This window comes from Bradyrhizobium diazoefficiens (assembly GCF_016616235.1).
Taxonomy (GTDB): Bacteria; Pseudomonadota; Alphaproteobacteria; order Rhizobiales; family Xanthobacteraceae; genus Bradyrhizobium; species Bradyrhizobium diazoefficiens_H.
The window spans coordinates 2551578-2564771 of record NZ_CP067100.1 but is presented as its reverse complement, the minus strand read 5'-3'; the positions used below and the strand labels follow the sequence as shown (position 1 = coordinate 2564771).

The 13194-nt window shown below is 61.7% G+C and carries 11 protein-coding genes; 7 read left to right on the top strand and 4 right to left on the bottom strand.

Annotation, left to right across the window (positions count from 1 at the left end):
• Positions 1 to 701: 701 nt before the first annotated feature.
• Positions 702 to 860 carry a hypothetical protein gene (locus JJB99_RS12095; RefSeq protein WP_200498975.1) on the bottom strand — a complete coding sequence of 53 codons (159 nt, stop codon included), beginning with the start codon at positions 858 to 860 and terminating at the stop codon, positions 702 to 704.
• 23 nt (positions 861 to 883) lie between these two features.
• On the opposite strand from JJB99_RS12095, the gene JJB99_RS12090 reads away from it, so the two are divergent.
• Positions 884 to 1093, top strand: coding sequence for a hypothetical protein (locus JJB99_RS12090; protein WP_200498974.1), 210 nt, complete (start codon positions 884 to 886; stop codon positions 1091 to 1093).
• Between the two features lie 814 nt (positions 1094 to 1907).
• On the opposite strand, the gene JJB99_RS12085 is transcribed toward JJB99_RS12090, so the two are convergent.
• Together JJB99_RS12085 and JJB99_RS12080 are read right to left on the bottom strand one after the other, a co-directional pair.
• Positions 1908 to 4097, bottom strand: a complete 2190-nt coding sequence (locus tag JJB99_RS12085; protein WP_200498973.1) for a xanthine dehydrogenase family protein molybdopterin-binding subunit — start codon at positions 4095 to 4097, stop codon at positions 1908 to 1910.
• A gap of 9 nt (positions 4098 to 4106) precedes the next feature.
• Entirely contained in the window at positions 4107 to 4565 is a 459-nt protein-coding gene (locus tag JJB99_RS12080) for a (2Fe-2S)-binding protein (RefSeq protein ID WP_200500124.1), read from the bottom strand.
• A 345-nt stretch (positions 4566 to 4910) separates the two neighbouring features.
• Here JJB99_RS12080 and JJB99_RS12075 point away from each other — a divergent pair, with 345 nt between their 5' ends.
• Positions 4911 to 5288 carry a c-type cytochrome gene (locus tag JJB99_RS12075; protein WP_246775210.1) on the top strand — a complete coding sequence of 126 codons (378 nt, stop codon included), beginning with the start codon at positions 4911 to 4913 and terminating at the stop codon, positions 5286 to 5288.
• Between the two features lie 6 nt (positions 5289 to 5294).
• On the top strand, positions 5295 to 5786 hold the full coding sequence (locus tag JJB99_RS12070; RefSeq protein ID WP_200498971.1) for a GlcG/HbpS family heme-binding protein: 492 nt from the start codon (positions 5295 to 5297) through the stop codon (positions 5784 to 5786).
• 54 nt (positions 5787 to 5840) lie between these two features.
• On the opposite strand, the gene JJB99_RS12065 is transcribed toward JJB99_RS12070, so the two are convergent.
• Positions 5841 to 7298: a cytochrome-c peroxidase gene (locus JJB99_RS12065; RefSeq protein ID WP_200498970.1), complete on the bottom strand. Its 1458-nt coding sequence runs from the start codon at positions 7296 to 7298 to the stop codon at positions 5841 to 5843.
• Positions 7299 to 7550: 252 nt separating this feature from the next.
• Here JJB99_RS12065 and JJB99_RS12060 point away from each other — a divergent pair, with 252 nt between their 5' ends.
• The 4 genes from JJB99_RS12060 (at position 7551) to poxB (ending at position 13184) form a co-directional block, all read left to right on the top strand.
• Positions 7551 to 8003, top strand: coding sequence for a (2Fe-2S)-binding protein (locus tag JJB99_RS12060; RefSeq protein ID WP_200500123.1), 453 nt, complete (start codon positions 7551 to 7553; stop codon positions 8001 to 8003).
• A complete protein-coding gene (locus JJB99_RS12055) occupies positions 8003 to 10258 on the top strand; it encodes a xanthine dehydrogenase family protein molybdopterin-binding subunit (protein ID WP_200498969.1) in 2256 nt (751 codons plus the stop codon). Before JJB99_RS12060 ends, JJB99_RS12055 begins: the two co-directional genes overlap by 1 nt.
• A 61-nt stretch (positions 10259 to 10319) precedes the next feature.
• Positions 10320 to 11396 (top strand): aldo/keto reductase, encoded by a 1077-nt coding sequence (locus tag JJB99_RS12050; RefSeq protein ID WP_349629014.1) that lies wholly within the window; start codon positions 10320 to 10322, stop codon positions 11394 to 11396.
• Between the two features lie 54 nt (positions 11397 to 11450).
• Positions 11451 to 13184 carry a ubiquinone-dependent pyruvate dehydrogenase gene (gene poxB, locus JJB99_RS12045; protein WP_200498968.1) on the top strand — a complete coding sequence of 578 codons (1734 nt, stop codon included), beginning with the start codon at positions 11451 to 11453 and terminating at the stop codon, positions 13182 to 13184.
• Positions 13185 to 13194: the final 10 nt, after the last annotated feature.

Here is a 13194-nt window from a genome sequence, read left to right as displayed (position 1 = left end):
CCAAGCCGTACTCGAGAGCAGCGGGCCATGCCCACTCTCGATCTCACGGTATGCTCCAGGATGATATCGGACCGTTTATAGATGAGAACTATACTTGGGTATCGACAGCTGATCGGCCGCTCCCGGACGAACCGGCCACGACAATCCACATGCTGAGCGACCGTGATTGCAAACCTCCGCATTTGAGTCGCCCGTTTTGAGGATCGCAACATCCAGCTGCAGATCCGATAGGCAATGACAGGATTGACGCGAGTTGCCCTTGCCGAAGGGGCGGCGTTAAAGCGCGAGCGCCATACACCTTCGTATCGCTCCGTGACGCCTTTCGATGTCGGACAATAACCTACGTTCAATTGAGACACTGACGGCAATCGTCTTAGGCTGCATGCGTTGGACAAGCACACAGGGCTCATGAAGTGCTGTGAAAAAGGGATGATCGACGTAGAGATACTAATGCCAAGGGAGACCACAATGCTCAACTGCTCTGAAAGTCCTAGATCTAGCAGAGCCGCGCGATGCGCGGTTTGCGAGGGCAAGTTTGGTCTCGTCCGACACTACTCGTGGCGAACTCCGCTTTGTTCCAAGAGGTGCGTCGATCGCTTCAGAGCTCGCAGGGAAAGTGACCGCAATTGGGTGAGCTGGCTCAAGGTCTCATTCGACCAGGCGCGGGAGAACCGCGGGAGGATTCTATGAGCGTTCATGTTTCACAGCGAGGCAAGGAATATCTGGAGATAGCGCGGACTTTGCTCCGCGCTGCCCAAACCATGACCGACGCAGCGGTTGCCGGCCAGCTTAAGGCCCTTGCCGAAGACTACCAACGGCGAGCTGAGAAGGCTTCGCATGTCGATGCGGCCAATGCTCATCGTAGCAAGGGGGTTGTCCTGTCATGATCAAGATCATCGCCGTGCTCTGCAGTCTTTCCTCTCCGGAAAATTGCCACGAGCAGACCGTCACCACCTCGGACTTCGCCGACGTGTCGATGCAGTCCTGCCTGATGGGCGCGCCGCAGCTCGCTAAGTGGATGAACCAGCATCCGACCGAGCGCCTGGCGGCATGGCGCTGCGTGATTGGCAAACAGGATGGCAGGCCAGCTTAGGGTGGAGAGCAGCTCCATCGGATGCATTGCACCGCCCGCCGCTCAGTCCGTGGCACCTCTGGCGCAACAAAGGGCCAATCGCAGCAATCTGGTAGGAGCGCGGTCCAGCCGCGGTGTAGGCGCATAGGAGCGGAAGCGGTCCACACAAGAAGCCGAGGACAGTTATGGCGATATCCTGTAAGCGGCCCGACAAGGAGAACGCCGTCGTCCTTCTCGTCGATCAGCCGACTGACTTTCTGTCGCCGGTTCGCGATATTGGCCCGGAGCAGTTCAAGAACCACGTGTCTGGCGAGCATCGCTCGATGAGCTCTGTTTGAGCGCGATGGGCCACCATTTTCAACTACTCACCCGTCGATAGCGACGGAGCACCAGGAGCCGAACATGAGATATCTTGCTATTGTAATGCTCGCGCTGTCAGTCGGCAGTTCGGCGAGCGCCGCCCGCTATTGTGCGGGTGGCCAACAGCCTGTCCCACCTAGCGTCGCGGAGCGAATGGCGCTGCCTCTGTGCGGCTTTGCCGCGACGGAGTCTTGGGGGCCGAACGGCTGCCAGCTCTGTGACTCCCGGAACATGTATCCAAATCCATTCGAGGCCTATGGTAAGGCGCGTTCCGTCTTTAGGCGATAGCCGGGCTGCTCCCTCCGACTCGGGCTTCAGCAAGGAGCGATCGAAGTGCAAGCGCAGCAAGCGGGCCGGCTTCGTCGTTGAACCAGAACGCCACCAGCGCCTGTGGAAGCTGCATGGCGTGCTACGATGGCTGGATGCAGATCGAAGTGTATGTGCCGGCCGGCGGCCGACCCAACATTTCAGTCAGTCACGCCCCTGCTAATTCCGCCAGCACCTTGACAGGCGTAAACGGCACCGAACGCAGCCGTACTCCCGTTGCCTCGAAAACAGCACCGGCGATCGCCGAGGGCACAACGGCGCAGGCCGGCTCCCCGCCACCCCAAGGGACCTCTTCCGGCCGATCAATCAGGTCGATCACGACCTCCGGAATTTCCGGAAACGTCAGAATAGGATAGCTCGCCCAATCGAGGCTTGTGACCATCGACCGATCGAATGTTACCTGCTCCTTCAAGGTGCGGCTCACCGTCTGAACGATGCAGCCTTCGATCTGATTTCGCAGCCCGTCAGGATTGATAATTTGTCCGCAATCATGCGCGACATAGAAGCGCTTGACCGCAAGTTGTCCAGTCTTGCGGTTGATCTCGACCTCGGCGACTGCGCCGACATAGGTGCGGACCAATTCGTATTTGACGTAGGCAAGCCCGCGCCCCGTCACTGTGTCCGCACCACGATCGCCCTTCGGGCGCTCACGCCATTTGCTCAATTTGGCGAGCCGCTCGAGAAGTTCCTTGCCGCGAGCGTCGGTGAGATGTCTCAGCCGAATGTCGAGCGGATCGGTATCGGTTGCGGCAGCGATCTCGTCTAGAAAGGTCTCGTTCGCAAACGTATTCTGCAACCGTCCCGGTGAGCGGATCCAGGCCGGCCGCAGCGGTGTCGCTGCCAACCGGTGGGCCGTCGTCGTGACATTCGGAAAGACGTACGGGACTGCCAGGTCGTTCAACACCCCACCGGGGCTGAGCTTGCCGAGACTGTCGAGTCCGGCGAGCTCGGAGCCGACCAGTGTTACAAAACCGGCGGTTCCATCCGGCACGTAGAGCTCGGATTCCCAGGCCGCCACGTCTCCGACCTTATCGATCGCGGCCCGCATATCGATAAGCGTAGGTGGACCTTTTGGATCCCAGCCGTGCTCGTCCGCGCGCATCCATTGCACGCGCACCGGCTGGCCGACCGCGCGCGACAGCAGGGCCGCGTCGGCCGCAGCATCCTCATGCCCATTGCGGCCGTAGCACCCCGCCCCTTCGATATAGATGCAGCGCACGTCCGCATCTGATATCGCGAAGGTGGCAGCGAGTTGCTTGCGCAGGTCGTGCGTTGCTTGCGACGCTGTCCAGCACGTCAGCTTGCCTTCGGCGAACGTTGCCACGGCGCAGGAGGGGCCGATGGAGCCATGGGTATGCATGCCGAATTCGTACGTTGCAGCAAGCTTGTTTGGTGTGCTTGCGAGCGCAGAACCAGAATCGCCGGTGCGGCTGGTGACATCGTCGCGCACGACCGGGGTGCTGCGCACGTGCTGCCAAATTCTGCTTTGGTCCGGCAATTCCTCCCACTTCGACCAGGTCACCGCCAACTGCTGGGCGGCCTTGATTGCGCTCCACTCGCTTTTCGCAACGACGCCGAGGAAGTTGTTGATGCGGACGACCTTCACGATGCCGGGAATGTCCGCAACGGACGATTCGTCATAGGAAACGAGTGTGGCACCGAATCCGGACGGGCGTACCACCCGGCCGTGTAACATGTCCGGCAGCTTGAAATCCTGCATGAACGTGAAGCGGCCGTTGACCTTGTCAGGAATGTCCAGCCGGGGCACGGCTTTACCGACGATCGTGTAAGCGTGGGGAGACTTTTCCTGCACGTCTTTGGTGATATCGATGGCCAACGTCGTGCCGTCAATGAACTCGCCGATCGGCAGCCGCCTGCCATGTTTGGCTGTTATGACGCCCTCGTGAAGCGACAACGTTGAAATATCCTGCCGCAGACGGGCGGCTGCTCGACGGAGGACAGCCCGACGCGCGGTCGCGGCGGCCCGGCGCAACTGCATGCCGCCGTTCTGAATCGAGAGACTTCCTGACGTCACGCCCTGGTCGGGAGTTAACGCGGTGTCGCCCTCGACGAGCGAGACGTGGCTCATCGGAACGTCAAGCTCCTCGGCGACGATCTGGGTCAGCGCCGTCCGCACCCCGGTGCCGAGATCGACCTTGCCGGAATAGACGGTGATATGGCCGTCTCGCGTGATGGCCAGAAAGCCATCGACCCGATCAGGCGAGACGGTTTTCGGTCCAGAAGCAGGCTTGGCTGTGCTCGAAGATAGCGGCAGGTAAAAGCTGACAACGAGCGCGCCGCCTGCCTGCAGCAACGAGCGTCTGTCGATCTGGTTCATGGGGCTGCCTCAGGTGCCAGCGGCGCGCAGGACCGCGCGCACGATGCGCAGGTGCGTGCCGCAACGGCATAGATTGTTCGCCAATTCGGCTTTGACCTCTCCCTCATTCGGCTTTGGGTTGCGCGCCAGGAGCGCGGCGGACTGCATGATCATCCCGTTGATGCAGTAACCGCACTGCAGAGCCTGTTCGTGGACGAAGGCCTCCTGAAGCGGATGCGGCTTTGCGCTGGTGCCGAGGCCCTCGAGCGTGACGATCTTGCCTTTGACAGCGGATAATGGAGTGACGCACGAGCGGATCGCCGCTCCATCAACATGCACAGTGCAGGCGCCGCATTGGCCGAGACCGCACCCGAAACGCGGACCGTGCAAGCCAAGCTCATTTCGCAAGATGTAGAGCAGTGGTGTGTCGGGGTCATCGACGGCTACCGAGACGGTACTGCCGTTCACGTTCAGGGCCGTTGTCGCCACAGTCTCTTCCTCTTTCTTGTCCCCGTCGAGATGAGGGATGCGGCCGGCCACCGCGCTGCGGAGGCCAGCCGCGCCCAAGCCGGTTGCGACACGGGGGCGGGAGGAGACAACCGACCAACCGAGACCTATCTATCGGTTGAACTGATGACTTTAGCGTTTTTGCCGCATTCGGCTTGGCCTTGCGCAATTTATTGTTGCACTGACGTCAATCAATCGCGTGCCACGGCTGCCAATCGCAAGGGCAAGAACGGCACACTGCAGCAAGCCGCGCCAAGTAAATTTGGGACGGGCCAACTAAATTGGCGCTGCAATGTCACACGCGAGGTACTTACAATGCGAAAACCGATGGTCGCAATCATCCCGGCACTCTCCGTCGCTGCGGTAGTCGGCACAACCCTGGCTGCCCTGCCGGCCCAGGCCGCCGGAGACGCTGCCGTGGGAAAGCAGGTATTTGCGCGTTGTGTCGGATGCCATTCGACGACACTGGGTGAGAACAAGATCGGCCCGTCGCTGGCCGGCGTTTTCGGCCGCAAGAGCGGATCCGAGCCAGGCTACAACTATTCGCCAGCGCTGAAGGCGGCGAACATCACATGGGACGAACATACTCTCGATCAGTTCCTCGCCAATCCTGCGACTGACGTCCATGGCACCAAGATGTTCGTCAATCTCCCGCAGGCGGCAGACCGCGAGAATGTCATCTCCTACCTGGAGACGTTGAAGTGAGCACCGATGGCGAAGATTGAAGTCAGCATCGGGATAGTCGCCGTGCTCTTCTGCATGTCGGCCCACGGACAGACCGTCAAAGTGCCGCTCCTCGATCAGACCGGTGCCCAGACAGTCCTGCGGGCCGCCGAGAAGACGGCGCAGCAGCGGAATGCGCCGTCGGCCATCGCGGTTGTTGACCCCGCCGGCGATCTGCTTGCATTCCAGCGAATGGATGGGGTCCGCCTGGCAGGCGTGGATCTCGCCATCGGGAACGCGCGAACGGCTGCGCGGCTGCAAAGGCCGACGGCGGAGATCGAGGACAGCATCAACCAGGGGCGGACAGCATTCGTTACCGCCGGTGTCATGGCGCTGCGGGGCGGCGCGCCGATACGCGTGAATGGCGAAATCGTGGGCGCAGTCGGTGTTGCTGGCTTGAGCAAGGAGACCGACACCGAGATCGCGAACACCGCTGCATCAGTTCTCAACCCCTCGTCTGCCATACCTCAGCACAATTGAGAGATTTACCGTTCGCGCGGACAGCGACGTAGCGGTGGATCGACGCACGCGTGACTACCGCTGCATGTACCCGTCACTGAGCGTCTGCATGAAGCTGACCAGTGCATCCTCCTCCTCATCGGAAAGACCGAGACGTCCGACGAACTTCGTGTTCATGTTGCGGGCGGATTCCGGGGCCGGCCAGCACGCGGTCCCCTCGCCCGGGTCGTTCCGACCACAGCGCGGCAGCACGTCGCGCGTGTTATAGAAATGCACGATCGACTTGAGACTCCTGAAATATCCGTTGTGACCGTAAGCCTTGACGAAGTCCGGATAAGGCCTCTTGTCGACGTTGCGCAGCGTCGGAACCTGAAAGCGCCCGACATTCTCCGGCGCGAGCGGGGCCCAGCGCGCATCGACGGACGAAGGTTGGCTAAGCAGATGATCGGCGGCGAGAAAGCCGGCGACGCCCGGATCCACATAGGATGAGCCTGCGGGATTGGCGCTATAGCCACGTGCGTCCGGTTGCTGTTCGACGTAGTACGGAAGCCGCGGATTTGCGGGGGTGCCGATGTTGCTCGCCGTGAAATCCGTGAACAGCGGATCTTCACCGGGCCCACCATCGCGGTGGCAATTGTTGCATTGCCCTTTGCCGCGGAACAGAGCGTAACCCGCCTGCTCCTGCGGCGTGAACTGCGCCTTCCCCGCCTGCACCGCATCGAACTTGGACGTAAGCGCCGTCACCTCCGCCGATGCTTCATAGCTGGAGATGGACTGCGCCATCTGGTCGAACGTTGTCGCGGCCCGGCCGCGATCTATCGGCGTCAGGTGAACCGGCGTCGGATCGTTCGCGGGGGGCGGCCCAGGCTGATTGCAAACTTGCTCAACGTCACCGGGCCACTGGATGGCAAATGCCTGTGGACCCCAGACGGTTTCGAACAGGCCGCGATAGGGCCGTTGAGCGGCGCGATAAACCGCACAAGCGATATCGGGCAGGCCCATTTCGACGGGATTGGTCGGCGGCCCCTCCGCCTGTTCGGCCGCGGGATTGCCCAATCGGCGGCCAGTTGCACGCATGTCCCAGAAATTGCCGCCGACGAGATCGCCCTGGCCGGGATTGTAATGCAGCACGGGCGAGAGCGGCGCGTACGCGTGCGATTGCGGCTTGCGATTGCTGAATCGAGTGCGCACCGAACCCGGATAGGAGCCGGTCGTACGATTAAGCTCGGACACCGGTCCCGTGAAGCCCGTCTCAGGTGTGTGACAGAACGCACACGCCTCGTTGCGATTCACCGAGAGGTCCTTGTCATAGAGCATCAGCTTGCCAAGCAATTCGATCTGCTGCACCTGATTGTCAGGTGACGCCGTCAGCCGCTGGAGGCTTTCTGCTTCGATCCGGTCAATCTCGGCCTCAACCCGCGCAATTTCCTTCAAAGCGGCCGGCGAGAGCGTCGTGCTTGTCTCCTGCGCCCACACGACCGCAGCCCCAGCAGTGGTGAGCATCACAATCGCCGTCCTGATCGACACGTTCATCCGGCGTGATCTCACAAATAGAGTGTCCATTCCCATGCCGTTCTCGGCGACATCGGGACGGTGCGCTTGTTGGTAATTGTTTCAATCAGCGCGTTTTTGCCTGAAACAGCACAGACGGCGTTCCGCACGAGCAAGCAGTCTCAGTGCAGAACACGCGATCGCAGCAATCGCAATCAACAAAAGACAAGGGCTCTCAAGTTGATTTTCGCCGCGGCGACTAGCTTGGGCATGTCGTCAACATCGGCTGCTCATATGCAACAAATCAACATCAACGGCGCCCTGCACAATATCGATGCTGATCCGCAGATGCCTTTGCTTTGGGCGATCCGTGACATTCTCGGGCTGGCCGGCACAAAATTCGGCTGCGGCATCGGCGCTTGCGGCGCATGCACCGTGCACATGGACGGGCAGGCGGTGCGCTCTTGCGTGACGCCGTTGTCGGCCGCCGCCGGCCATGAGATCGTCACCATCGAAGGACTAAGCTCCGATGGCACGCACGCCGTCCAGCGCGCGTGGCGCGCCAACAATGTGCCCCAGTGCGGCTACTGCCAGCCGGGCCAGATCATGCAGGCCGCGGCTCTCCTCAAGGAAACGCCAAAGCCGACTGATCAGCAGATCACAGATGCCATGTCCGGCAACATTTGCCGCTGTGGCACCTACGCGCGGATCCGCGCCGCGATCAAGTCAGCCGCGGAGACGATCTGATGACGAGGATCGTAAACCTCAGCCGACGCGAAGTCCTCGCGGGCGGCGCCACCAGCCTCGTTCTCGGCTTCACGATCGGTTTCAGCAACTTTCCGGCTCTCGCGGCTCATGCTCACGCGAGCGAGGCTTTTGAACCCAACGTCTACCTGATCATCGATCAGACCGGTTTGGTGACGATTGTCGCGCATCGGTCGGAAATGGGCACGGGAATCAAGACGGGGTTGCCGACGGTGCTCGCCAATGAGCTTGGCGCCGACTGGAGCCGCGTCAGGATCGTGCAGGCCCAGGGTGATCCGAAATATGGCGACCAAAACACCGATGGCTCCCGGAGCATGCGGGAATTCTACCAGCCGATGCGCGAAGCTGGCGCCTCGGCCCGCCAGATGCTCGAAGCGGCCGCTGCGCATGTCTGGCAGGTCAACGCAAACGACTGCCAGGCACGCAATCACACGGTCGTTCACGTTCCAACAGGACGGCAGCTTTCGTTCGGCGATGCCGCGAAGGTGGCCGCCACGCTGGAGATCGCGCCGACCGATCACATGGAATTGCGCTTCAAGCCGGTAAGCGAATGGCGTTACGTCGGCAAGCCCGTTCCGATTGTCGACCTTGACGCCATCACGCGCGGCACGGCGACCTATGGCATCGACGTCACACTTTCCGGAATGAAGTACGCGTCTGTGGAGCGCTGTCCGGTCTATGGCGGCAAAGCCCTGCACTTCGACGCCACCGACGCCCTGAAAGTCCCCGGCGTCGAGCAGGTGGTGGAGATTCCGGCCACCCCTATTCCGGCGGGCTTCTATCCGCTCGGCGGCATTGCCGTCATCGCCAGCAATACCTGGTCGGCGCAGCAGGGCCGCGAAAAGCTCAAGATCACCTGGGATTTTGGCCCCAACGCCAATCACGATTCGACGACTTATCGGGCTGAGCTTGAGGCAACGGCGAAACAGCCCGGGCGGGTCGTGCGCAGCCAAGGCAATGTCGAGGGCGCCCTCGGCGCCGCCCATCGCCGCATCTCGGCGGACTATTTTGTGCCCTATTACGCGCATGCGCCGATGGAGGTGCCGAACGCTGTCGCCCACTTCGCCGATGGCAAGTGTGAGATCTGGGCGCCCACGCAATTTCCGCAATCCGCACGTACGACCGCCTCCCAAGTCCTCGGCGTGCCGTTCGAAGACGTCACGGTCAACGTAACGCTGCTGGGAGGCGCATTCGGCCGTAAATCCAAATCCGATTACGTGGCCGAGGCGGCACTGCTGTCACGCCGCATCGGTGCGCCGGTCAAGGTCACCTGGACGCGCGAGGACGAGATCCAGCACGACTATTATCACGCGATTTCTGCCCAGCACCTCGAAGCCGGGCTCGACGCCGAAGGACGCCCGTCCGCCTGGCTGCACCGAACCGTCTTTCCGGCCATCGAATCGACCTTCCAGCCGGACGTCACATACGGCAGCGCCGGTGAGCTGCAGCAGGGCGTGACCGACATGCCCTACGCGATCGCCAACGTCCGCTGCGAAAACGGCCCGGCCGCCAACCACGTCAGAATCGGCTGGTATCGGTCGGTCTACAATATTCCCCATGCGTTCGCCGTGTGCTCGTTCGCCGATGAGCTCGCACAGGCGGCCGGCAAAGACCCGCTCGACTATCTGCGCGATCTGCTGGGCGAGCCGCGCAAGCTCGACTTCGCCGCCATGCATGTCAACTATCCCAACTACGGAGCATCGCTCGATACGTATCCGGTCGACACCGGCCGACTGCGAGGTGTCCTTGACCTGGTCGCGCGCAACAGTGGATGGGGCAGCAGCCTGCCGCCACGGCACGGACGCGGCATCGCCGTCCACCGCAGTTTCCTGAGCTACGCAGCAGCGGTCGTGCAGGTCGCTGTCGGCAGCGACGGCCAACTCACCATTCCCAGGGTGGATATCGGGCTCGATTGCGGCCTCGTCGTCAATCCGGACCGCGTACGCGCCCAGCTCGAAGGCGCCGTGATCATGGCCATCAGCAATGCGCTCTACAGCAATATTAGTATCAAGCAGGGGCGCATCGAGCAGAGCAATTTCAGCGATTACCTGGTCGCTCGTACCGATATCGCACCTGAAACTCACGTCCACCTCGTCGAGAGTGTTGCGCCTCCCGGCGGGGTTGGCGAGCCCGGCGTGCCGCCGGTCGCGCCGGCCATCTGCAACGCGATTTTTGCCGCTACTCGGAAGCGAATTCGTGCGCTGCCGATCGACCCTTCGCAATTGAAGGTCACCTGACAGGTGGAACGGCCGCTTCGGTCAAAGGGGACCGGAAAGGCATCGAGTAAGGAGCAAGCTTATGGCTGATGAAGCCAAGATACTCGAAAACAAGACATTCGACTACAAGGCTCCGGCGAGCACGCCTGTCCGAATCGGCATGGAGCGCGTCGAAATTCGGAGGACGCTGCTCCAGGTCTCACGGGTCGCGCTAGGGACGTGGGCCATCGGGGGCTGGATGTGGGGCGGCACGGATGAAGCGGAATCGATCAAAACGATTCAAGGGGCGATCGAGCACGGCATCAACGTCATCGACACCGCGCCGGCCTACGGGTTTGGCCGCTCCGAAGAAATTGTCGGCAAGGCACTCGCAGACGGTGGTCTGCGCTCCCGTGTGCAGATCGCCACAAAGGTCGGATTGGAATGGAAGGACGGGCGCGTATTCCGCAATGCCAGCCGCGCACGAATCCTTCGGGAATTGAAGGATTCTCTTCGTCGGCTTCAGACCGACTACATCGATATCTACCAGATCCACTGGCCGGATCCGTTGATCACGATCGAGGAGACCGCCGAGGCGATGCGTGACCTGTTCGAACAGGGAATAATCCGCGCGATCGGCGTCAGCAACTTCTCGGTCCTGCAGATGGAGCAGTTCCGGCGAATTGCTCCACTGCACGTGCTGCAGCCGCCCTTCAATCTGTTTGAGCGCGGCATCGAGACCGATATCTTGCCCTGTTGCCGCGAGAACAACATTGCGACCTTCGGGTATGGCGCGCTGTGCCGTGGCCTGCTCTCCGGCAGAATGCGGCCGGAGAGCAAATTCGAAGGGGATGACCTCCGACGAACCGATCCGAAATTCCAGCAGCCGCGCTTTGCGCAATATCTTGCGGCCGTCGAGCAGCTCGATTTACTCGCGCAGCGACGCTTCGGCAAGCGAGTGATCCACCTGGCCATCCGGTGGATGCTCGACCAGGGCATCACGACGGCGCTCTGGGGTGCGCGCAATCCGGCGCAACTTCTCCCGGTCGACGAGGTGAGCGGCTGGCATCTGGATGAGACAGCCAGAGCGGACATCGACCGCATCCTGCACGACACGATTACCGATTCGATCGGCCCGGAGTTCATGGCGCCGCCGGCACGGAGTTCTGCAGCGCACTAGGCCCAAGGACCAGGCGTGGCGGTAAAGGCATTAGCTTCTTAGAAAGGAAACGGCATGAGCGGCACAGTGGCGGACCAATTCGTAGAGATCCTCGTCGCGGCTGGGGTCAAGCGAATGTATGGCATCGTCGGCGACAGCCTGAACGGACTGACGGACGCGATTCGTCGCGACGGCAAAATCGAATGGATCCATGTCCGGCACGAGGAGGTCGCAGCCTTCGCGGCAGGCGCCGACGCTCACCTTACCGGCGAGCTCGTCGTCTGCGCGGGCAGTTGCGGGCCCGGTAACCTGCATCTCATCAATGGGCTGTTCGACTGTCATCGCTCCAGGGTGCCGGTCCTCGCCATCGCCGCGCAAATCCCGTCGAGCGAAATCGGCTCCGGATATTTCCAGGAAACGCATCCGGAGCAGCTGTTCAAGGAATGCAGTCACTATTGCGAGGTCGTCTCCGGTGCCAACCAGATGCAGCGCACGCTCGAGCTCGCCATTCGGCAGGCCGTCACAAACCGCGGCGTCTCCGTGATCGTCATTCCAGGCGACGTCGCGCTACAGCCAGCCGAAATGGGATCGGATCCGCAGCCCGCGAACCTGCTGCCGGCCCGACCGGCCGTGCCGGCAGCCAACGATGCCTTGGATCGATTGGCCGCACTGCTCAACGGAAACGGGCGCGTGACGATGCTCTGCGGCTCCGGCTGTCAAGGCGCGCATGATCAAGTCGTCGCCCTCGCCGAGCGCCTTAAGGCGCCTGTCGTTCACGCGTTGAGAGGCAAGGAACATGTCGAGTGGGATAACCCATATGACGTCGGCATGACTGGTCTGCTCGGCTTTTCATCGGGCTATTACGCGATGCTGGATTGCGACGTCCTGCTGATGCTTGGGACCGACTTCCCGTACCGACAGTTCTATCCGCGCGGTTCGGGGGTGAAGATCGCGCAGGTCGACCTGCGAGCGGAGGTCATCGGGCGACGAACTCCGGTCGATCTCGCCATTATTGGCGACGTGCGCGCGACGATCGACGCGCTTCTGCCGCTCCTGAAGGAGAAGCGAGACGGTAGTCATCTTGCTCAGGCGCGCGAACACTACGGTAAAGCACGCAAAGGTCTCGATGAGCTTGCTCGCAAGGGCAGCGGCAAGTTGATTCACCCGCAGCAGATTGCGAAGGCCGTTAGCGATTTGGCCTCCGATGATGCGGTCTTCACCTGCGATGTGGGTCTGCCAACCGTCTGGGCGGCGCGCTACCTGGCGATGAACGGCAAGCGGCGGCTGATCGGGTCATTCTGGCACGGCTCGATGGCAAATGCGATGCCGCAGGCAATTGGCGCACAAGCCGCCTTTCCCGGCCGACAGGTGATCTCGCTCTCGGGTGACGGCGGCTTCACCATGCTGATGGGCGACTTGCTCACGCTCGTGCAGCACCGCCTTTCGACGAAGGTGGTGGTGTTCAACAACGGCGCACTCGGTTTCATCGAGCTCGAGCAGAAGGGCACCGGTTTCCTCGATTTTGGCACCGAGCTCAAGAACCCCAATTTCGCGGCCATGGCCGAAGCTGTCGGCATTCGCGGCATTCGGATCGAAGACCCCGAGAAGGTGGAGGAGGGAATCGCCGCGGCGTTTGCGCACGATGGCCCCGTTCTCATCGATGCCGTCGTCAGCCGGACAGAGCTTGCCGTGCCGCCGTCGATCAACGTCGAGATGGCGAAGGGCTTCTCGCTCTACATGGTGAAGGCGATCATGAGCGGCCGGGCCGACGAGGTCATCGACCTCGCAAAAACCAATCTCTGGCGGTAAGGGCGGCCGC

Excerpts from the sequence above, each read along its gene's own strand:
- JJB99_RS12095 (WP_200498975.1), bottom strand. The coding sequence starts at position 860 with ATGAGCATTGGCCGCATCGACATGCGAAGCCTTCTCAGCTCGCCGTTG.
- JJB99_RS12090 (WP_200498974.1), top strand. The coding sequence starts at position 884 with ATGATCAAGATCATCGCCGTGCTCTGCAGTCTTTCCTCTCCGGAAAAT.
- JJB99_RS12085 (WP_200498973.1), bottom strand. The coding sequence starts at position 4,097 with ATGAACCAGATCGACAGACGCTCGTTGCTGCAGGCAGGCGGCGCGCTC.
- JJB99_RS12075 (WP_246775210.1), top strand. The coding sequence starts at position 4,911 with ATGGTCGCAATCATCCCGGCACTCTCCGTCGCTGCGGTAGTCGGCACA.
- JJB99_RS12070 (WP_200498971.1), top strand. The coding sequence starts at position 5,295 with ATGGCGAAGATTGAAGTCAGCATCGGGATAGTCGCCGTGCTCTTCTGC.
- JJB99_RS12065 (WP_200498970.1), bottom strand. The coding sequence starts at position 7,298 with ATGAACGTGTCGATCAGGACGGCGATTGTGATGCTCACCACTGCTGGG.
- JJB99_RS12060 (WP_200500123.1), top strand. The coding sequence starts at position 7,551 with ATGCAACAAATCAACATCAACGGCGCCCTGCACAATATCGATGCTGAT.
- JJB99_RS12055 (WP_200498969.1), top strand. The coding sequence starts at position 8,003 with ATGACGAGGATCGTAAACCTCAGCCGACGCGAAGTCCTCGCGGGCGGC.
- JJB99_RS12050 (WP_349629014.1), top strand. The coding sequence starts at position 10,320 with ATGGCTGATGAAGCCAAGATACTCGAAAACAAGACATTCGACTACAAG.
- poxB (WP_200498968.1), top strand. The coding sequence starts at position 11,451 with ATGAGCGGCACAGTGGCGGACCAATTCGTAGAGATCCTCGTCGCGGCT.